The organism is Thiobacillus thioparus DSM 505 (assembly GCF_000373385.1).
Lineage (GTDB): Bacteria > Pseudomonadota > Gammaproteobacteria > Burkholderiales > Thiobacillaceae > Thiobacillus > Thiobacillus thioparus.
This window is the reverse complement of sequence record NZ_KB891329.1, coordinates 108,621-129,352: the sequence shown is the minus strand read 5'-3', so window position 1 is coordinate 129,352 and position 20,732 is coordinate 108,621. Positions and strand designations below refer to the sequence as shown.

Annotated in this window: 16 protein-coding genes; 4 read left to right on the top strand and 12 right to left on the bottom strand. The window is 58.9% G+C overall.

The window, feature by feature from the left end:
- Positions 1-4: 4 nt before the first annotated feature.
- The 8 genes from B058_RS0112340 to B058_RS0112305 all read right to left on the bottom strand — a co-directional run bounded on the left by B058_RS0112340 (position 5) and on the right by B058_RS0112305 (position 9,108).
- Entirely contained in the window at positions 5-868 is an 864-nt protein-coding gene (locus B058_RS0112340) for a hypothetical protein (protein WP_018508797.1), read from the bottom strand.
- Entirely contained in the window at positions 843-1,574 is a 732-nt protein-coding gene (locus tag B058_RS0112335; protein ID WP_018508796.1) for an RHS repeat domain-containing protein, read from the bottom strand. The genes B058_RS0112340 and B058_RS0112335 overlap by 26 nt, the downstream gene beginning before the upstream one ends.
- A 3-nt stretch (positions 1,575-1,577) precedes the next feature.
- The gene (locus B058_RS18060; RefSeq protein ID WP_018508795.1) at positions 1,578-1,823 is read right to left on the bottom strand and encodes a hypothetical protein; all 246 of its coding nucleotides are present in this window, start codon (positions 1,821-1,823) and stop codon (positions 1,578-1,580) included.
- Position 1,824: 1 nt separating this feature from the next.
- The gene (locus B058_RS18350) at positions 1,825-3,033 is read right to left on the bottom strand and encodes an RHS repeat-associated core domain-containing protein (protein WP_018508794.1); all 1,209 of its coding nucleotides are present in this window, start codon (positions 3,031-3,033) and stop codon (positions 1,825-1,827) included.
- Entirely contained in the window at positions 2,996-3,253 is a 258-nt protein-coding gene (locus tag B058_RS17910; protein ID WP_157265838.1) for a hypothetical protein, read from the bottom strand. Before B058_RS17910 ends, B058_RS18350 begins: the two co-directional genes overlap by 38 nt.
- A 150-nt stretch (positions 3,254-3,403) precedes the next feature.
- Positions 3,404-3,784 carry a DUF6869 domain-containing protein gene (locus tag B058_RS0112315; protein WP_018508793.1) on the bottom strand — a complete coding sequence of 127 codons (381 nt, stop codon included), beginning with the start codon at positions 3,782-3,784 and terminating at the stop codon, positions 3,404-3,406.
- A gap of 10 nt (positions 3,785-3,794) precedes the next feature.
- On the bottom strand, positions 3,795-8,180 hold the full coding sequence (locus tag B058_RS0112310) for an RHS repeat-associated core domain-containing protein (protein WP_157265855.1): 4,386 nt from the start codon (positions 8,178-8,180) through the stop codon (positions 3,795-3,797).
- 637 nt (positions 8,181-8,817) lie between these two features.
- A complete protein-coding gene (locus B058_RS0112305; protein WP_018508791.1) occupies positions 8,818-9,108 on the bottom strand; it encodes a high-potential iron-sulfur protein in 291 nt (96 codons plus the stop codon).
- Positions 9,109-9,357: 249 nt separating this feature from the next.
- Here B058_RS0112305 and B058_RS17905 point away from each other — a divergent pair, with 249 nt between their 5' ends.
- Complete coding sequence (locus B058_RS17905; RefSeq protein ID WP_157265835.1) at positions 9,358-9,795, top strand: thermonuclease family protein; 438 nt, start codon at positions 9,358-9,360, stop codon at positions 9,793-9,795.
- A gap of 149 nt (positions 9,796-9,944) precedes the next feature.
- Positions 9,945-11,156, top strand: coding sequence for a cyclic di-GMP phosphodiesterase (locus B058_RS0112295; RefSeq protein WP_018508789.1), 1,212 nt, complete (start codon positions 9,945-9,947; stop codon positions 11,154-11,156).
- A gap of 63 nt (positions 11,157-11,219) precedes the next feature.
- Here the strand turns inward: B058_RS0112295 and B058_RS0112290 are convergent, their stop codons facing one another.
- From B058_RS0112290 to B058_RS0112270, 4 genes are all read right to left on the bottom strand, one after another.
- Positions 11,220-11,771 (bottom strand): metallophosphoesterase family protein, encoded by a 552-nt coding sequence (locus B058_RS0112290; RefSeq protein ID WP_018508788.1) that lies wholly within the window; start codon positions 11,769-11,771, stop codon positions 11,220-11,222.
- Positions 11,771-12,319, bottom strand: a complete 549-nt coding sequence (gene ppa, locus B058_RS0112285; protein WP_018508787.1) for an inorganic diphosphatase — start codon at positions 12,317-12,319, stop codon at positions 11,771-11,773. Before ppa ends, B058_RS0112290 begins: the two co-directional genes overlap by 1 nt.
- A gap of 163 nt (positions 12,320-12,482) precedes the next feature.
- Positions 12,483-13,874 (bottom strand): tetratricopeptide repeat protein, encoded by a 1,392-nt coding sequence (locus B058_RS0112275; protein WP_026240884.1) that lies wholly within the window; start codon positions 13,872-13,874, stop codon positions 12,483-12,485.
- Positions 13,871-16,126 carry a tetratricopeptide repeat protein gene (locus B058_RS0112270; protein WP_081616792.1) on the bottom strand — a complete coding sequence of 752 codons (2,256 nt, stop codon included), beginning with the start codon at positions 16,124-16,126 and terminating at the stop codon, positions 13,871-13,873. Before B058_RS0112270 ends, B058_RS0112275 begins: the two co-directional genes overlap by 4 nt.
- A gap of 308 nt (positions 16,127-16,434) precedes the next feature.
- Between B058_RS0112270 and mfd the strand changes: the two genes are divergently transcribed.
- Together mfd and serB are read left to right on the top strand one after the other, a co-directional pair.
- Complete coding sequence (mfd, locus tag B058_RS0112260) at positions 16,435-19,827, top strand: transcription-repair coupling factor (RefSeq protein ID WP_018508785.1); 3,393 nt, start codon at positions 16,435-16,437, stop codon at positions 19,825-19,827.
- Positions 19,828-19,835: 8 nt separating this feature from the next.
- The gene (gene serB, locus B058_RS0112255) at positions 19,836-20,690 is read left to right on the top strand and encodes a phosphoserine phosphatase SerB (RefSeq protein ID WP_018508784.1); all 855 of its coding nucleotides are present in this window, start codon (positions 19,836-19,838) and stop codon (positions 20,688-20,690) included.
- Positions 20,691-20,732: the final 42 nt, after the last annotated feature.

The window sequence follows — 20,732 nt, the reverse complement described above, 5'->3', positions numbered from 1 at the left end:
CCACTCAAAAATCGGGTTTTTGAGTGATTGCGCTTTTCTTCATATAGGTATCGCAAAACTTGCGCAAGGCTTTGGCGCTGCCGCCACCTTCAGCATGGCCGGAGTAGAGCTTCAACTCCTCAACAAAGAGTTCATGGAGTTGGGCGTCGCTTAAGCGTGTCGCCCCTGCTTCATGCAAAATCTCAAGCACAAGGCGCATTTTTTGGAAGTTCGCTTGATCGCGCTTTGCCAGCGTGCCGTTGATGGCGGCCTTGAGCTTGTCAAAAAAGTCGTCGTCCCTCAATAATGCTGCCTTGCTGATTCTGTTGCTCACAGACGGGCATCCGATTACGGTTGGATCAACACGAATAGCATCGAATAATGCCTTGTCATTGTCCGCCCGGACGCGCTCGATAAGTTCATTCAAGAAACAGCCGTGATACAGCACGCAGCGCAGGCTGTTATACATGGATAACGCTAGCCCTAGATAAGCTGCTAGCGTGGGACGCATTTCCTCCGCATCCGCCTTGCTGAGTTCTTGCGCGTCAAAGTGATGCTCGACTTGGCTAATAACGTCTGGCAGTGCCGCGATCTGGCCCGGCGTGTCCGCAAGTTGTCTATGCCAGCCGGAGAGATCTTCTTCCTGAAGGATTTTTGCATAGCCCACAAGAACCCCGGCATTTACCGCGGCTATGTGCTGCTTGAAGGGAAGTTCATATAAGTGGCACCAGGCGAACAACTCGACTTCCTTGCCGAGGAGTATGTCTTGGTCCTCGATTAGCATTTGCTGGGCGTCTTCGGCTTCTTTGGAAATGAACGGCCAGAGGGCGAGGAAGGTGCGAAGAACGTCGGCGGTGATCCCTTCAGCGAATGGGGTCGAGGCACTCATTATTCTTTAGGCTTGCGGTATTTTTGATGGGCGCAACAGGCAGCAGGCTGATGAGTTGCTGGTAGACGTAGGGCATCCCCGTCTCCCGGTCGAAGTACTGCCCCGGCAACCTGAGGTTGTTCTCGATCGTGCTGACTCTTAGCGTGGCACCGCCGAACGGATCGTAGTAGCCCTTCCACACGACGGTCCCGCTTGCATCCGTCATCGCCCACGGCGTCCCCAGGTGATCGACGTGGTAGTAGTAGTAGTAGTAGATCTGGGCGTCGTTGTCGATCCTGGCCAAGAGCCGTCCGTCGAGCCAGACGTAGGCCTTGGTGTTGCCGGCTTGGTCCTGTTCGTACAGCAGTTCGCCATTGGGCCCGTAGTGGAAGCTGGTGGCCAGACCGTTCTGGTTGATCTTCTTGATGCGCTGGCCCAGCGCATTGTAGGTATAGGTGGTGGTCTCCGCTGCGGTCTGGCTGCTGACGAGGCGGTTGTAGCCGTCGTAGGTGAAGCTGGCCGTGCTGGTCGAGGCGGTGTTGCCGTAGGCGGTCCGGGTTCGCGTATCGCTGCCGGCTTGGTACAACCAGTTGGGCGGGCTGTAGGCGTAGGACATGGTGCCGGCGTTGCGGGTCTCGCTCTGGCGGTTGCCGTTCTTGTCGTAGGTCCAGGCGAGGCTGCCGAAGCCGTTGCTGGCGTTGTCGAGGGCGGAGAGATTCTCTGCCATCACTCATTGCTTGTTCAAAGCTAGCATTATTAACATCAGCGCGAAAAAAATTCCCAAGCATAAGAGCAGCTTCTTTCGGTACGGCAGACCATCTTCTTTTAATAATTCGGGGTGAAATATCCAGGCGCCCCTCCAAACGCTTGATAGGGCACCCTCCTTCGACTTGGAAAGCATTTGAAACTGGTAATAGCCGCCCATGAGAACGACCACGATCATCAAGGCCAAAAGAACCCATTCAAAAGTCGACATTTCATTTCCCTCGAGGCGCCAAGTTCCAACCAAAACCACCGGGCAGGCCAAACGACGGCCCAACATTTATGCAAAATGAAGAATCAGAATTAACCGTCAGCCCCAAGTTCTTACCAACACCGTATGAATAAAAATCCGGTGCTCGGGGCGTCGAAGGAGTTGCCGAACATGCCTGTGGAGGGGGTGTGTTGAAGCAAATATCAACAGAAGCTCCGACACTGATCTGCGTGGTTTGTCCCCATACCACACCATCGGAGTTTGTGGAGCGACCCACTGTTGTAGAGCCAATCGTTGCTGAAGCCCCGAGACTCCCACGGGGAGCAGTCGGTCCTGATTTCGGTGCCAGCGGATTGAAGTTTGGTGGTGTCTCCCACGGAAGTCCATACAATCCCAGCGGATCGGTATAGGCCAGCGGATTGGAGCGGGCATATTCGTAAACATTGAGGCCGCCAGTAATACCGATTGGGTCGGCTTCCACGTATCGCCCCGTCGTTGGATCGTAATCCCTGAAGTAGTTGTACTGCATCCCCGTCTCGCGGTCGTAGTACTGCCCCGGCAGCCTCAGGTTGTTCTCGATGGTGTTGACCGTCACGGTCGCCTTGCCAAACGGCTCGTAGTCCGCCTTCCATACGACCGTCCCTGACGCGTTCGTCATCGCCTGCGGCGTCCCCAGATGGTCGACGTGATAGTAGTAAATCGTCGTGCTGTTGTCGATCCGCGCCAGGGGGCGGCCGTTCAGCCAGACGTAGGCCTTGGTGTTGCCGGCCTGGTCCTGTTCGTACAGCAGTTCGCCGTTGGGTCCGTAATGGAAGCTGGTGGCCAGACCGTTCTGGTTGATCTTCTTGATGCGCTCGCCGAGAGCGTTGTAGGTGTAGGTCGTGGTCTCCGCTGCGGTCTGGCTGGTGACAAGGCGGTTGTAGCCGTCGTAGGCGAAGCTGCCTGCGGCGCTGCTGACGGTATTGCCGTTGGGGCTCTTGATGCGGGTGTCGCTGCCGCGCTGGTAGAGCCAGTTGGGCGGGCTGTAGACGTAGCTGAGAGTGCTGGCGTTGCGGGTTTCGACGGTGCGGTTGCCGTTCTTGTCGTAGCTGTAGCCGAGGCTGCCGAAACTGCCGGCGGCGCCGGTCAGGCGTCCGGTGGTGTGGGCTCGCCTCTGCTGCCCTGCCTGTGATCGCTCAGTCTTGATAATGCTTCGGTAGGTCAAGACGGCCATCGGTCAGATGATCAAAGAAACCGAGAACGCTTTCCCCGATAAGCTGCTCAGCACCAGAGCCCCCTCTGTTTTTCAACTCATCAAAGTCAATCTCTACAGAGAACATTGGTGGACCTTGCTTTGATCCACCGGTTTCAACTGTTTTTCTTGTTGTGAAGAACAGAAATTTCCTTCCAGACTCGTCAAGCCGGATTGTCAAGTCACACTTCACTTCGTTCATAATCACATTCCTGTCGTAGATCCAGGCGAGGCTGCCGTGACCGTTCGTCGAGCTATCGATGGCAAAAACGAGGCAGCCGGCGGCAGAGGCCGCTTAAAACAACACCGGCTCGGGGCCGGTGTCTGGTGAATACTTGATCTGTACAGGCAGTTACCAGCGATCTCCGCGTATCGCCTCAAAGCGATCAACAATGGACTCGGAAACTTCATCGCCCAACCAAACCCCCCCCAGTATTTTCTTAAACAGAGTATTGGCTGACGCGAGTTTTTCGAAGCGGCTAATAACCAAATCACCTTTCTCGACCAGCATATCTTCGACCGGCCCCGCTGCCAAGCCCGCAATAACCTTATCAGATGTATCCAGCTTGATGATTTCAAGCACCAAATCGAGACAAAGCATAGGGTTTTCAAAACTAAGATTCGAGAGCTTTTGTTCAGCCCAGCGCAATTCATCGCATTCGGAAGTGTCTTCCTCCGCATGATGAAAAGCTATCCAGTCGTTAACAAGTCGTTGCTGTTCCGCTGCGTCCATGATTCTTCTTTCACATTCCAATTGGATAAGGTGCAATGACAGTTGCCCAATTCCATGCGTCCGGTCTGTAATTGACACAACCTTTCGCATTCGCTTGGTTCAGCTTGTCACGTAGCTCTGCTTGCCGGTCTCTGAATTTCTGGCGATGTCCTTCAATTGAATTTGGGCCAGTTATCGGTAAGTCACCACGATTTTCTCGAAGTTGCCGATTGCGTCGCTGCAATTGATTCACGAGCCGGTCGATATCCGCGTACAACTTCTCACAATCATCACTCCGCTCGCAAAATTTCTTGACGGCAGTAATCGTGTCTGAGATCGCCTTCTGACCTGCGGGTGAGCTAATCGCTGCACCCGCAATGATCACACCACCGATAATTACATCATCTGCAATTGCAATCGTGCCCGTAGGGTCAGTAAACAACAACGGATTCTGATTGGCATATCCGTAGAGGTTCATGCCGCCGTCGAGTCCAATCGGGTCAGCCTCGATGTACCTACCTGTGGTCGGATCGTAATCCCTTGCGTAGTTGTAGTGCAGCCCCGTCTCCCGGTCATAGTACTGCCCCGGCAACCTCAGGTTGTTCGTCACGGTGCTGACTGTCACGGTCGCCTTCCCGAACGGTTCATAGTTCGCCTTCCAGACTGTTGTTCCACTCTGGTCCGTCATCGCCCACGGTGTCCCCAGATGATCGACGTGGTAGTAGTAAATCTGCGCGTTGTTGTCGATCCTGGCCAAGGGCCGTCCGTCGAGCCAGACGTAGGCCTTGGTGTTGCCGGCCTGGTCCTGTTCGTAGAGCAGTTCGCCGTCCGGACCATAGTGGAAGACCGTGGACAGACCGTTCTGGTTGATTTTCTTGATGCGCTCGCCGAGGGCGTTGTAGGTGTAGGTGGTGGTCTCCGCTGCGGTCTGGCTGGTGACGAGGCGGTTGAAACCGTCGTAGGCGAAGCTGCCGGCCGCGCTGCTGAGGGTGTTGCCGTTCGGGCTCTTGATGCGGGTATCGCTGCCGCGCTGGTAGAGCCAGTTGCTGCCGGGTGGGTTGTAGACGTAGCTGAGGTTGCTGGCGTTGCGGGTTTCGACGGTGCGGTTGCCGTTCTTGTCGTAGCTGTAGCCGAGGCTGCCGAAGCCGTTGCTGGCGCTGTCGACGGCGGAGACGAGACGGCCGGTGGCGTCGTAAGCGTAGTTGATCCCGGTGCCGTTATTGTCTCCCATCCCCGTGATGTTGCCGCTCGGATCGTAACTGCAACTCTTGGTGTAGGCGCCAGTGCCGCTGTTGGAAGAGCCGTCGACTCTGCCCGAGGGACGGTAGTCCAGCGTCAGGTACTGCCATGTCCAGGTACCGTTGCCATAATAAAACATGTAATAGGACGTGCTGGCGAAGGGATAGCCAGAGAGGAAATTGTTGGCCAATACGGTGACGGGGGTGCCGCTTTGGGGCTGGGTGGACACCTGGATGATTCTCCCCTCGGCGTCGTAGCTGTAGGTGACGCTGCGGCCGGTGGGATAGGTCAGCGTGGCGATCTGGCCGCCGGGACGGTAAGCGTAGCCGGTGGCGCCGCTCGTGCCCGCGGTCAGCCGGGAAGCCAGGCGGCCTTGTCCATCGTAGGTGAACTGCTCGTCCGGGGTGCCGTTGCGTTGCGTCAAACACAGGCGACCGGCGCCGCAGCTGTCGTAGACGTATGCATAGACAGGGCTGCCGCTCTGGCTGCTTTGCTTCTGGGTAAGCCGGTTCAGGGCATCGTAGGTATAGCTGACGGTGATGCCGCGGGCGTCAGTCTCGGTCTTGAGGTTGCCGGCTGCGTCGAAGGTGCGAGTGGTGGTGCCGGTGTCGGCGCTCTGGGTCTGGGTGACGTTATCCAATGCGTTGACACTGTAGCTGGTGGCCTGGTTAGCGGGATCGATGACCTGGGTGGTCTGGTCGAGGGCGTTGGTAGTGGTTTGCTCGATGCCGCCGTCGGCGTTGAGGGTCTGGGTCAGGCGGTCGAGGGCGTCGTAGCTGTGGCTGGTGACATCGGTCACATCGGTGCGGGCGCCGTCCATCTGCTTCAGGTTGCCCTGGGCGTCGTACTGGTAGGTGATGGTCTGGTTGGTGGCGCCGATGTCCTGCCACAGGCGGCCCAGCGCATCGAAGGTGCGGCTGTGGGCGTAGTAGACGGTGCTGTTGCCGGGCATGGTGATTGCTTCATGGATGCGGTTGCCCATGGGGTCGAGGGTGTAGGTCAGGCGGTTGCCGGTCTGGTCGACGATGGCGGTAAGGCGGTGGGCGGAGTCGTATTCGAAGCTGACGAAGCTGCCGTCGGGACGGGTGAACTTGGTCAATTGGCCGACGTAGTCGTAGTCGAAGCGGGTGGTTTCAGTGCCGACAGTACGGGAGAGAAGCCAGCCGCGCGGGCTGTAGGTGAAGGTGGTGACGAGGCCGTTGGGGTCGGTGGTCTTGAGGACGTGGCCGTTGGCGTCGTATTCGTTAACCGTGGTGATGTGGCCGAGCGCATTGGTGACTTGCTTGACCTGGCCGCGACAGCCCATTGGGTCGCCGACACAGGTCTCGTCGGGGGCATAGTAGTCGGTGGTGGTGATATCCGCCACGTCGGTGCGGGGGCCGTCTTCGACTTTCTGGACGAGGACGCCGGGGACGCTGGCGTGGTAGGTATAGGTGGTGGTCCAGGTGCGGGTCTTGTTGAGGGTGGTGTCCTTGATGCTGAGACTCGTGACGTTGCCGTGGCCATCGTAGGCGGTGCTGGTTTCGCGGCCGGCTTCGGTGAGCTTGGTCGGCAGGCGGAAGCTGGTGCTCCATTCGGTGAGGATCTTGCGTTCGGCGCTGTTGGCAGCCGGGGTGTAGGTGGCAGGATCGCTCGGGCAGCTTGAGTTGGAGGCCAGGCCTTCGACGCGGGCGGTTTCGAGGTTGCGGGTGAGGTCGTAGGCGTAGCAGGTCTGGTGGCCGTTGAAGTCGGCACGGCTGGCGATGTTGCCGTTGGGGTCGTAGGTGATGGAGCTGGACGCGGCGCCGCAGCCGGAGCCGCCGGGCTGGGAGACGCCGGTGGACTTGACGACGCCTAGGATGGTCTGGAAGTTGTACGTACGCGATGTGCCCAAAGGGTCGGTGACGGTGGTGGAGACGGGGTTGCCGGAGGTGTCGGTGGTGTAGGCGAGGTTGTAGTGGTCAACGGCACCGCCATGGTCTTCGTCGTCGGCGCGGCCCTGGCTGTCGTAGCGGTAGGTGGCGTAGCGAACGCCGTTCTCGTCGGTGATGCCGGTCAGGGCATGCGGGAACGTGGTGTTCTCGTACAGGTAGGTCTTGGTCTTGCCGTCAGGATAGGTGACGGACGCAAGATTGCCGGACGCGTCGTAGCCATAAGCAATGACTCCACCGGCAGGGTCGGTGACGGCATGGATCCGATTTATAGCATCGTAGGTGAAATCGAGTTGACGCCCTGCAACGTCGGTAACTCTAGCGAGCCGACCCAATGAATCATAAGCTAAGGTCTGGGTGCGACCGAAACGGTCGGTGATGGATAGAAGCTTGCCGATGGCATCGTAGGTTTCGACAGAGTCGTCGGCAGCGAGAGTGTAGCGCCAGCCGAGGGAATTCCCAGAGCTATCCGTCTGCTCCGTCAGACGATCATTGACGTCTGCGTCGGAAGTCCATACGTTGTTCGCAAAAGTGAAGGTGTAAACCCTGCCATCGGGACGAATCACGTTTATTGAGGTGGGATTGGTGGCGGAGATAGGTTCTATGCGCTGCTCATAGTTATAACTCCAATAGAGCGGAAACGGCCCAGGAATACTGTTAAAGCGACGTATGAATCGCAATGAGGAAGCGCCCTCCCAAGCGTAGTCCAAGTCTTCCTGATACTTATTGCCTGTCGTCAATCTTACCGGGTTGCCGATCAAGGTCTTAGGGAACGACTGGCTGCCAGAACACTGATCAGTGTTTTGAATACCCGAGTTCTTTAAAATTGGCACGGGAATACAATTACCTGACGAGATCAGTATCTGCCCCGCGGGGCAATAACTCCCAGCAGCCCAATAATAATCACCCGAATTAAATCCACCATAAGTTGTCCAGAATCCGAAGGAGCCACCACCTTCCGACTTACTCCCATTTATCACTAACGTAGATGTGATTATTTGAGCATTTAGCGTGTTCTGATAGTTGGCCCATTGAGTTGCGGCCGAAACAACATCTGGCCCATAGAATACGTGGGGATCTCCTGGCGGAAAGTGGATATAAACATAATCAGCATGCACCGCTGGAATCGACAGAACGCAAGCAATGAAAAAGGCATACCAAACTGATGGTCTAAATCGTACTGCAAGCAGATTCAAACAACATTTAATCTTTGCCAGAAGGATTAATAATTGGTTGACCTCTCGTACGCCTTGCACGCACGAACGCATCCCATTCGACATGGCTCCCCCTCCCCTTCGCGTACTACATTAAATTGTTTTGTTTGTTCTTCCGCAGGGTCGGCTCGCGTGCGTAGCGCGGGCCGTGATGTTGGCCGAACTTTATTCGAGAGTTTCTGAGTTTGTCAATCGCGCCATTGTTACGGCGCATATGAGCCACTGATTCAATTTGGCCATCGCAGCAGGTCCACAGTGATGCAACGAACACATTGGTTAGAAGCCCGTCAAATAGAGCCGCACAACAGCGCTGCTCTTGTGCAAATACGCTCACAGACTGGCTACGCCAGACTGAGGGGTTCTGGTCGTGCCTCGCTCACAGTGAATGAGACTGGATAAGACTTGGTGGTGTATACACAAAATAAATGGCAAGCGCTGCAAGTTGCTGTTTTTAAATAAAAACAGTTAGTTACAAGTAGCCCCTACGAACCAAGGGGTCAGGAGTTCGAATCTCTTCGGGCGCACCACCATACAAAAAGGCCGATTCCAAATGGAATCGGCCTTTTTCATTTCAACAGCAGATCGTGTTTTCGGCGTAAAGCTGACCAGCCATAGAACGAGTCATCGCCACACGTGCACATCCATGCCTGCTTTCGCTCAGATGCGCGAATCATTCATTGATTACTGATAACTACTTGGCGGCAGCCCAAGCCACGCAATAGCCCTGCGGAGAGATTTCGGTGTCTCCGGGGAAAATCTTGCAGCCGCCAAGCGCCTTCGGTGTTTTACCCGGAACGAAATGCATGCAGGTTGCGCAGTGCTTGTCTCCGTTTGGCTTGTCCTGATATTTCATCGAAGTGCGCATGGCGGCATTGGTTGCGGCCATTGCCTTTCCCGATACAGCGACCACTGGAATCATGGCGAGTGCTGCGCCGCTGATCTTCAGGAATTGACGACGTGAAGGCTTCAGTTCTTCTTTCATTGCTGGCTTCCTTTTGCTGGCGGTTAATAAACAGCTCTCCGGCACACTGTGTGACGACATGGAGACCGGATCGCCTTCATGCTGACTTGGGCTTACGCCTGAATCAGATCGTGCTTAATATATATCAAATAAAGATACAGTAGTCTTGTTTTCGCCGTTCAAACCAGAAAAGCCGCTCCAATGCGGCGCCCTGTTTCGCATGTGCTGAGGCAGTAGAATTATGATCCCCGGAATACTAGGGAGTTCACGATGAAAAAAATTGGCCTGCTCTGTCTTCTGGTCTCACTTCCGGTCTTTGCACAATCCGAAATATCTGGCATGGCCCATGTCGTCGACGGCGGTACGATTCATGTCGTCACCGATCATGGAACGATCAAGGTGCGCTTACTGGGCATCGCGGCCCCAGACAACCAACAGTCCGGTGGAAATGAGGCGACAGCTTTCCTGGAACACTATGCGGAAGGCGAGCCGGTGCACTGCACGCTTGATGGCACTCAATTTCAAATGCACGAAGTCGGGATTTGTTATGTGGCCGGACAGGATATTGCTGCTGCCGTGATCCGGGCTGGCCTTGCCCGGGACTGCCCTACTGTGTCCGGTGGCCGGTATTGGCCGATTGAAAGACCAGAAGCACAAAAACTCCCTCTGCCCGACTATTGCCAATCGGACTCGGCGCGTCATCGCTAGTGCCAGGCAATGGCAATGCCACGAATCAGGCTCGACAAGATCGAACGCCGACGAATCATGCCGAAACGGAGATGCACAGGAGTCATGCCCGGTACAAAACGTCGTTTTGACCTAGAATGGCCTTTGAATAGATTGATCGAACAACCGCCGTGCTCAAGAAAATCAAGGCTCGAGACCTGCAACTGGGCATGCATCTGCATGGGCTGTGCGGCTCATGGATGGAACATCCATTCTGGCGTAGCAAGTTCACCCTGACGGATACCGAGGACATCCGTCGCATCTGCGATAGCGGCATCACCGAGGTCTGGATCGATGTCGCCAAGGGCCTCGATATACCCAAAACCAAGGAAGATCCCGAACCATCGGCTACCCAAGTGCTGATGAACGCCGAGATTGCACCCGGAATCGAGACGCTCAAACCGGCCTCGATGAGCGAGGAGCTCCAGCGTGCGGCCATGATCTGCGCCAAAGCCAGGAAGGCGGTTGTCTCCATGTTCCGGGAAGTTCGCATGGGTAAGGCCATCAGTGCCGAGGATGCCGGCGAACTGGTCGAAGAAATTTCCTCGTCCGTGATACGCAATCCGGGCGCTCTGATCAGCCTGGCGCGACTCAAGACCGCAGACGACTACACCTATATGCACTCCGTTGCGGTGTGCGCGCTGATGGTATCGCTGGCGCGTCAACTGGATCTGAATGAAACGAGCGTGCGTGAAGCCGGCATGGCCGGCCTGATGCACGATCTGGGCAAGGCCCTGATGCCGATGGAAGTACTCAACAAGCCAGGCAAGCTGACCGACGACGAATTCCGCATCATCAAGAACCACCCGGTCGAAGGACACCGCCTGCTGGTCGAAGGCAAAACCGCCAGCGACATCGTGCTCGATGTGTGCCTGCACCACCACGAGAAAATCGACGGCAGCGGCTACCCCGACCGGCTCGCAAGCGACGAAATCAGCCTCTTCGCCAAGATGGGCGCCGTGTGCGACGTCTATGACGCCATCACCTCCAATCGCCCCTACAAGGCGGGCTGGGATCCGGCTGAATCCATCCGGAAAATGACCGAGTGGAGCAAGGGACACTTCGACGAACACGTCTTTCAGGCTTTCATCAAGAGCATCGGCATCTATCCGGTCGGCTCGCTGGTCAGGCTCACGTCAGGCCGTCTGGCGGTCGTGGTCGAGCAATCGGAAAAGTCGCTGCTGGCGCCGCGCGTCAAGGCATTCTTCTCGAGCAAGTCGCAAACCCACATCGTGCCGGAGTTGATCGACCTGTCCCGACCATCCACCACGGAAAAGATTGTCAGCCGTGAAGACGCGGCCAAGTGGGGCATCACGAATCTGGACGAACTCTGGGCAACCTGATCAGACTTGCAGCCAGAGCCGACTCCCATCAGCAATCTGGCAGCAAGGCCTCAGGCGGGCTGTCTAGACATGCGGCGTGACGGGCGGCAGCACTGAAGCCGGCGCGGCTTCGATCGTGACGATCTCGAACTGCATGGTGGCCAGGTCGGCCATGATGTAGGTGGGTGGCGCGCCGACGCCGCCGACGGTGCCCGGATTGATCAGCCAGGTATGCCCGCCCTTGACGGTGGCGACCTGCGAGATGCTCGATTTGTGGTCGTGCCCGCAGCACACCAGGTCGTAGTCGCCGGTACAGGCGAGCGCTTGGGCGTAGTGCGGGTAGTGCACCAGGAACAGGTTGCGGTCGGCCAGGGTGAAGGCGGCGTCCTGGCCGTGGTAGCGCACCACGCTGTTGGGTTCGGCGGCGAGCCGCGTCATGTTGTAGAGGTCGCCGGTGTTGTTGCCGTGGATGACGTGCACCGGCAGTTCGTATTTCTGCAGCACGCGCAGCGTGGTCGGCGCGACCACGTCGCCGCAGTGCAGCACCGCTTTCGCCCCGTGCGCCTTGGCGTGCTCGACCGCCGCACCCAGCAGACGCCGGTTGTCATGCGAGTCGGAGAGGATGCAGACCTTCATCAGAAAGCGGGTTTGTCCGCGGCATTGCGATAGCGCTCCACGCCGACGAGGATCTCGGCGCGGGCGTCGTCGATGCCGACCCAGCCCTCGACCTTGACCCATTTTCCGTCTTCGAGGTCCTTGTAGTGCTCGAAGAAGTGGGAAATCTGCTTCAGCAGCAGCGGCTGCAGGTCTTCGGGCTTGTTGACGCCCTTGTACAGGCCGCATAGCTTGTCGACCGGCACCGCCAGCAGCTTGGCGTCGACGCCGGCCTCGTCGGTCATCTTCAGCATGCCGATGGGACGGCAGCGCACGACCACGCCGGTGATCAGCGGGATCGGGGTAACCACCAGCACGTCGACCGGGTCGCCGTCTTCCGACAGGGTGTGCGGGATGTAGCCGTAGTTGCAGGGGTAATGCATGGCGGTCGACATGAAGCGGTCGACGAACATGGCGCCGGATTCCTTGTCGACTTCGTATTTGATGGGTTCGCCGTGGGCGGGGATTTCGATGATGACGTTGAAATCGTCCGGCAGGTTGCGGCCGGAGCTGACGCGATCGAGGCTCATAGCAGTTTCACAAAAACAATGAAAGGGGCGCATTATACCCGCCACCCTCGGCATCATCCCGCTGCATGAGGTTCTGCCACAGCAACACGCCCGTTTTTTCAGTAGCAGTAGCCTTCATGACCTTTGCAAACTGAGCCCGCAGGCTTCACAAGCGGGGATTGGCCTATGGTGTCTGACACGCCAAGGGGGTGCGGGCGCAAACCGACCCTACTGTTTCCTGTGCATAGCTTAGACCTTGCGCAAGAGAACGCTTTAACCAAGCAACTGCATCACGCGTTTCCTCCAGGGAGTCCGCATTGTCGGCAAGCGTACTGCCATAAAGCCATTGCGCGAGCGCCACACCCTGTTCAGCCGCGGCATGAAGATATTGCATTGCCAGCAAGGTGTTTCGCGGCGCGCCGTCACCTTCAAGGTAGACGAGGCCGAGCTGGTAATTCGCCCAGGCATCGCCTTGCAGGGCTGCTTTTTCAAGCCAGTAGGCCGCTCGCGCAGAATCCTGCGGCACCCCCTCTCCGGTTTGGTAGCGGTAGGCCAGCAGCTTTTGCGTATCAAGATGCCCACGCTCGGCCACCCGCTCGTACAGTTCAAGCGAACGCGCCGCATTTTTGGGCATGCCGATTCCACTCGCATGGCGCAAAGCCAGTTCCAGCATGGCATCAAACTGGCCTTGCTCGGCAGCCCGCGTCATCCATCGGGCGGCCTTGGTCTCATCCTTTTCGACGCCAGTCCCCGAGTAAAACATGCGGGCCAACCAGTACTGCGCATCCGCATTCGATAGTTGCGCAGCACGACCGATCCAGACTGCAGCCTGTTTATCATCCCGTGCCACACCCTGCCCCTGCAAATAAATCAGCCCCAGCGCCAGCGCGGCCCCGACATGCGCCTGGTTGGCGGCGCGCTCCAGCCATGGTATTGCGATCGACACGTCACGCGGCACACCGTCACCACGCAAATAAAACTGGGCAAGATCAAACTGCGCACTATCAAGGCCTTTTTCCGCTGCCTGCCTGCAAACCTGCCGCGCATGCTCAGCATTTCTCGCCACGCCACGCCCCGTAAGCAAGTGGAAGCCCTGCCGATACAGTGCTTCGGGACTACCGCTTGCCGCGGCACGTTCGATCCAGTGATAAGCGGCGGCATCGCCCTGAGGCACGCCCTGTCCGCCTGCCAGCATCAAGGACAGGGCGTACTGCGCGCCAGGATGGCCCTGCTCCGCTGCGCGCAGGTACCAGTCATATGCCTGTTTAAGGTCGCGTGGCAGGACATCGCCACCATTCTGGTAATACCGCCCCAGCCTGTATTGGGAACGCGATTCACCCAACTCAGCACCACGTTGATACCAACGCAGCGCTTCCTGCTGGTCAGCCTTGACACCCCGTCCCAACTCATAATTCCAGCCAATGTCATAAAGTAAAAAACTTGCGCCCTGTTCGGCTGCTTGACGAAATTGCAGCATCTCCTTCTGCGCGGCGGCATGTACCGGTGCAACGTCGGCCAACACGGATAGTGGTGCCAGAAAAACAGCCCAACTGGCTGCAATGCACACCTGTTTCATGGTTTATCCTTCGGAGTTGCAGACAGCGCGCGCGCCTCCCAATAAGCGACACGCTTGGGATCGGCCTTCTGATCCAATTCACCGTTGCGATACACGTTTACCAACCGTTCGATCGCCTGGCGGTTGTTCGCTGCGGCCGCCTTCATCAGCCAGCCCAGCGCTTTTTTGGCATCGCGCTTCCCGACTTCACCCTCCTCATGCATCCGCGCCAGGGAGAGCATCGCATTGCTGTTGCCGCCGCGGGCCGCCTTTTCAAACCAGCTTTTCGCGCCGGCCAAATCGGACTTGCCCAGATAGCCCCGGTAAAGCGTATAGCCCACATTGTTCATCGAGTCAGCGTCCCCCTGCTCTGCGGCTCTGACAAACCAGTGGTATGCGTTGGGCAGGCTTTGCGGCAAACCCAGATTGCCTTGCAAATAAGCGGTCCCGAGAAGTTTTTGCGCTTCCAGATTGCCATTCTTGGCCTCCGCGCGCACCCTCGGCCATTCGTATTGCCCTTGTGCGCTCATCCATCGGTACGCGGGATTCTCCTGTTGCGCCGCCAACTGTTTTGCCAACGCGTTACCACTCCGGGTGGCACGCTCACGATACTGGCGCGCTTTTTCAGGGTCATGGAGCATGCCTCGCCCCGTTTCGTAAATACGGGCAAGGTTGAGATCGCCTGCGGCGTCGCCGCGTTCGGCGGCGCGTTCATACCAGGGAATCGCTTGCCAGACATCCACCGGCACACCCCAGCCTTGCATATAGGCATTTCCCAGGCTCACCTCAGCGGCGCCATTGCCCTGTGCAGCGGCTTTTCTCCACCAACTCAGCGCTTCGCCATAGTTCAGAAGGCGTGTCCCGAACTGAGGAAACTGGCCGCTGTATACGTTGCCCAAATAATATTGATATTGCGAGTGTCCCGCTTCGGCGAGCCGCTTCATCCAAGTCAGTGTCTCGTCTCGGCTGGCACCATCCGGATGCACCAACAATCGAGCGGCCAGATTCTTCATCGAAAGCTCATCACCCTGTTCCGCCGCCTTGCGGGACCAGACTATCCCCAATGTTTCATCCTGCGGCAGCGTCACCCCCTGGAAATAGCGCCAGGCCAGGCTTGATTGCGCCTCCACATAGCCCTTTTCTGCGGCCAGCCGATACCAATCCACTGCAGTCTTGTCATCCGCCGCCACACCGTCTCCATAGGCATAGGCCATGCCCAGAGCGAATTCCGCCGGTGTATAGCCCAGACGCGCCGCCCGTTCCAGCCACTGCACACGTTTCTCTGCGGCAAGTCCCTGCCAGGCCAATTGATATTGTGCGAGGGGATGATCGAGTTCCGCGGCACGTTCCAGCCAACGCAACCCGGCTGTACGTTCGGGATTGCCAAAGCGTCCATCAAGCAGGCCATTGCCCAACTCGTAAGCGGCATCGGCATACCCTGCTTGTGCGGCTTTTTCAAGAAATGCTCGGAGAGGGGCGGTATCGGTTGCTGCACCTCGCCCTTCGGCAACCATCGAAGCGAGCCTTTGCTCGGCCGGCAGATAGCCGGCCTTCGCGAGTTCACGATACAACTGGAGCGCATGCCCATCGTCATGCTCCACTCCCTGACCTTCGCTAAACATTGTAGCCAACGCAAATTTCGCATCGGGCCGGCCTTGGACCGCTGCAAGTTGCAACCAATGCGCCGCTTCGCGTGCATCCTGATGTACTTCAATACCATCACGCAACATGAGTCCGAGCACTTCGCGCGCCTGTGCCCAGCCTTTCTCTGCCGCACGTTTCAGCCAATAAACACTTTTTGCTCGATCGGCGGTACCGGCCCAACCGTTCCAGTACGCCTCAGCCAAGACATATGCAGCTTCCGCCTTGCCACTTCGCTCGGCACGTTCGATCCAGTTCACCCCTTGCGACACATCAATGGTCGTCTCGAACCAACCATAAAGCAGTATTCGCCCCCAATCCAACTCGGCTTGCGAATACCCACCGTCTGCAGAGTGCTTGAGCATCGACAAGGCTTCCTGCCTGTTGTTGGGCTCATCATCCAAAAGCCGCTGCGCTACAACCCATTGCGCAAACGAATCGCCCATGGATGCACGCTGCAACCATTGTTCAATCTCACCGGTGGGTGCGGGTGCTGGAAGCGCGCTTTCGACACTTGCATCCAAACTAGGTATGGCGTCCATCAATCTCGCCGCTGCTGGCAACGCAAAAATCATCAAGCCTGCCGCCACCAACTGGCACAATCCCTTTGCCATGGAATCGAAACATTTCATACGCTAGTCCCCTGGCTGCGTTGGTATCGAAGCAAAGCCGGCAATCTGCCGAGAGGTATGCCGGCCACCAGTAGTCTTATTTTCCGATTGTGCCGAGTTAGGCCGAATAGCCAGCCGCAAGCACGAAATTCCGTCGTTGTAATGACACGGACATTCACTTATCTGTCGAACACCGATGCCAAAATCATGCACGATGTTTTGTGAAGGCACCGGTCCTCCACTCTTCTCCCTATGGGGTCACAGCAGTCATCGCGCATTCCTTTGCGCGCATCCTCTTGCCATTTCCGGGATAATTCTAAACTTTTTCCATGGCGTTTCTGTTTTCCCTCTCCGCACTTTCGTCTCGCACCCAGTCCGGCTTGGCTGGCGCAGCCGATGCGTTGTATCTGGCCGAGCAGGTGCGCCATGCCGCGCCGCTGGCGGTGGTGTGCGCCAGCGCGTGGGATACCAACCGCCTGGCCGAAGAGTTGCGCTGGTTCGACCCCGAGCTGCGGGTATGCGCCTTTCCCGACTGGGAAACCCTGCCCTACGACACCTTCTCGCCGCACCCGGACCTGATCTCCGAGCGGCTGGCGACGCTGTACCAGATTTCGCGCGGTGAATTCGACGTCGCCGTGGTCGCGCTCTCGACCGCGCTGTACCGGCTGGCGCCGCCGGCCTTTCTCGCCGCCCACACCTTCTTCCTGAAGCAGAAAGACATCCTCGACGAGCCGGCCTTCCGTGCGCAGATGGCGCTGGGCGGCTACACCCACGTCAACCAGGTGTTCGCGCCAGGCGAATTCTCGATCCGCGGCGGTCTGATCGACCTCTTTCCCATGGGCAGCGCCCTGCCCTACCGCATTGATCTGTTCGACAACGAGATCGAGACGCTGCGCGCGTTCGACGTCGACACCCAGCGCAGCATCTATCCGGTCAACGAAGTGCGCCTGCTGCCCGCGCGCGAGTTTCCGCTCGACGAAGCCGGCATCACCCGCTTCCGCCAGAATTTCCGCGAACGTTTCGAGGGCGACCCGTCCAAATCCAAGCTCTACAAGGATGTCAGCAACGGCCTGGCCCCCGCCGGCATCGAGTACTACCTGCCGCTGTTTTTCGACGAAACGGCAACGCTGTTCGACTATCTGCCCAGGCACACCCGCTTCGTCAGCCATGGCGCGCTCGACCCCGCCGGCCAGGCATTCTGGACCGACGCGCAAAGCCGCCATCGCCTGCTGTCGGGTGACAAGGACCGCCCGCTGCTGCCGCCCACCGAACTGTTCCTGCCGACCGACGCCTTTTTCAGCCTGGCCAAGGGCTACACGCGGCTCGATGTGGAACAGGCCGGTGAGGGACTGGCCCACCCGGTTCCGCCCATTTCGGTCGATCGCCGCGAAGTGCACCCGGTTGCCAAGCTGCAGGGATTCATCGATGGATTCAAGGGTACAGCCCTGATCGTCGCGCCTTCGGCCGGACGTCGCGAGACCCTGCACGAATACCTTGCCGAGCACGGGCTCGACGCCACGCTGTGCGCGGGTTGGGCTGACTGCCAGCAACCGGCCGGCCGCATCCTGCTGACCTACGGCCCACTGGCCGAGGGCTTCGTCACGGCGGACGGCTCGCTCGCCGTCATCACCGAAACCGAGCTCTACGCCATCCCGCCGAAAACCCGTCGCGCGCGCGAGGCCCGCGCGACGCAGATCGACAACCTGCTGCGCGACCTCTCGGAGCTCAAGCCCGGCGACCCGGTGGTGCATGCCCAATATGGCGTCGGCCAGTACCTCGGCCTCATCAACATGGACCTCGGCGACGGCGACACCGAGTTCCTGCAGCTCGAATACGCCAAGGGCGACAAACTCTATGTGCCGGTCGCCAACCTGCACCTGATTTCGCGCTACAGCGGTGCCGGGGAGGGCGCGGCGCCGCTGCACAAGCTGGGAACCGACCAGTGGGAAAAAGCGCGCCGCCGTGCCATGCAGGCTGCGCGCGACACCGCCGCCGAGTTACTGAACCTCTATGCGCTGCGCGCCGCCCGCGAAGGCCACGCGTTCAAGTTTTCGCCGCACGACTACGAGGCTTTTGTCGAAGGTTTCGGCTACGAAGAGACGCCCGACCAGGCCGCGGCAATCGCTGCAGTCATGGCCGACATGCAGGCCGGCAAGCCGATGGACCGGCTGGTATGCGGCGATGTCGGCTTCGGCAAGACCGAGGTCGCGTTGCGCGCCGCTTTCATGGCGGTGATGGGTGGCTACCAGGTGGCAGTGCTGGTCCCGACTACCCTGCTCGCCGAGCAGCACTTCAACAATTTCTCCGACCGGTTTTCCGCCTGGCCCGTGAAGCTTGCCGAGCTATCGCGCTTCCGCAGCCCCAAGGAGCAGGCCGAAGCGCTGCAGGCGCTCGCCGACGGTAAACTCGACATCGTCATTGGCACCCACCGGTTGATCCAGAAAGACGTCAAGTTCGCCCGTCTGGGGCTGGTCATCATGGACGAGGAGCACCGCTTCGGCGTGCGGCAGAAGGAACAGCTGAAGGCGCTGCGCGCCGAGGTGGATGTATTGACTTTGACCGCGACGCCGATCCCGCGCACGCTGGCAATGTCGCTCGAAGGCATCCGCGACTTCTCGGTGATCGCCACCGCGCCGCAGAAGCGGCTGGCGATCAAGACCTTCGTGCATTCGTTTTCCGCCGGCCTGATCCGCGAGGCGGTGCTGCGCGAACTGAAGCGCGGCGGCCAAGTGTATTTCCTGCACAACGAGGTCAGCACCATCGAAGCCATGCGCGAGCGGCTGGAAAAGCTGCTGCCGGAAGCGCGCATCCGTGTCGGCCACGGGCAGATGGGCGAGCGCGAACTGGAACAGGTGATCCGCGATTTCTACCAGCAACGCTACGACATTCTGCTGTGCACCACCATCATCGAAACCGGCATCGACATTCCCACTGCCAACACCATCCTCATCAACCGCGCCGACAAATTCGGACTCGCCCAATTGCATCAACTTAGGGGCCGTGTCGGCCGCTCCCATCACCAGGCCTTCGCCTATCTGCTGGTGGAGGAGGACCGCACCCTGACACCGCAGGCGAAGAAACGCCTCGAGGCCATTCAATTGATGGAAGAACTCGGCTCCGGCTTCCACCTGGCCATGCAGGATCTGGAAATCCGCGGTGCCGGCGAGGTGCTGGGCGAGAAGCAGAGCGGCGAAATCCTTGAGGTCGGTTTCTCGCTCTACAACGATATGCTGGCCGGCGCAGTGGCCAGCCTGAAAGCGGGCCAGGAGCCCGACATGAACCAGCCACTCGGCGTGGTGTCGGAAATCAACCTGCACATGCCCGCGCTGCTGCCAGTGGACTATTGCCCCGACGTTCACGAGCGGCTGGTGCTATACAAACGGCTGGCCAGCGTGCACGACGTGGAGGAGCTCACCCAGTTGCAGGAAGAACTGGTCGACCGCTTCGGCAAGCTGCCCGACCCCGCCCGCGCGCTGCTCGACACCCATCGCCTGCGGCTGGCCGCCAAGCCGCTCGGCATCATGAAGGTGGACGCCAACGCGGACAGCATCCTGTTGCAGTTCGTGCCGCAGCCGCCGATCGACCCGGCCCGCATTATCCAGCTCATCCAGAGCCGGCGCGACATCAAGCTGGCGGGCGAGAATCGCCTGCGCTGGGCCGCCAATTCGCCCGCTGAAGCGCGCGCCGCCAACGTCATCACCCTGTTCAATCTATTGAAATAGCACACGGCATGAATCTGATCGTTCAGGGACGCGACGTCCCCACCCCCAGCCTCAAACAGCTCGCCAAACTGACCGACGCCACGGCCATCGAGGCCATTTCGCTCGCCGCGTTCCGGCTGGTGGCCGCCGACGACAGGCCGCGTACCGAAGTCGCCGCGTTCTGCGAGGCGAACTCGCTCGATTGCGGCTGGGTGCCGGACGGACGGCACATCGGCGACTTCGGCCTCCTGGTGATGGACATGGATTCGACCCTGATCACCATCGAGTGCATTGACGAGATTGCCGACATGCAGGGCCTGAAACCTCAGGTCTCAGCCATCACCGAAGCGGCCATGCGCGGCGAGATCGACTTTGCCGAAAGTCTGCGCCGTCGCGTGTCGTTGCTGGCCGGACTGGACCAGTCTGCCCTGCAGCGCGTCTACGACGAGCGGCTGCAGTTGTCGCCGGGCGCGGAAACCCTGCTGGCGACAATACACAACGCCGGAATCCGGACCCTGCTGGTGTCGGGGGGATTCACTTTTTTTACCGAACGGCTGCAATCCAGGCTGGGGCTGGACTACACCGCCGCCAACACGCTGGAGGTGGCGGACGGCAAGCTGACCGGCCGCGTCCTCGGCGACATCGTCGACGCCCAGGGCAAGGCCGATTGGCTCAACCGCGTGCGCGCCGAACTGAACCTGGATCGCGGACAGGTCATTGCCATGGGTGATGGCGCCAACGATCTGAAAATGATGGCCGAAGCCGGGGTCAGCATCGCCTACCGCGCCAAACCGGTGGTACGTGCACAGGCCGCTTACGCGTTGAATCAGGTGGGACTGGACGGCCTGATCCCGCTGCTGGGCGGAAACGGAAGCAAGGGCTAAAGAAAATTTGCGGCCTGCCGATAAACCATTGAGTGCCCAAGC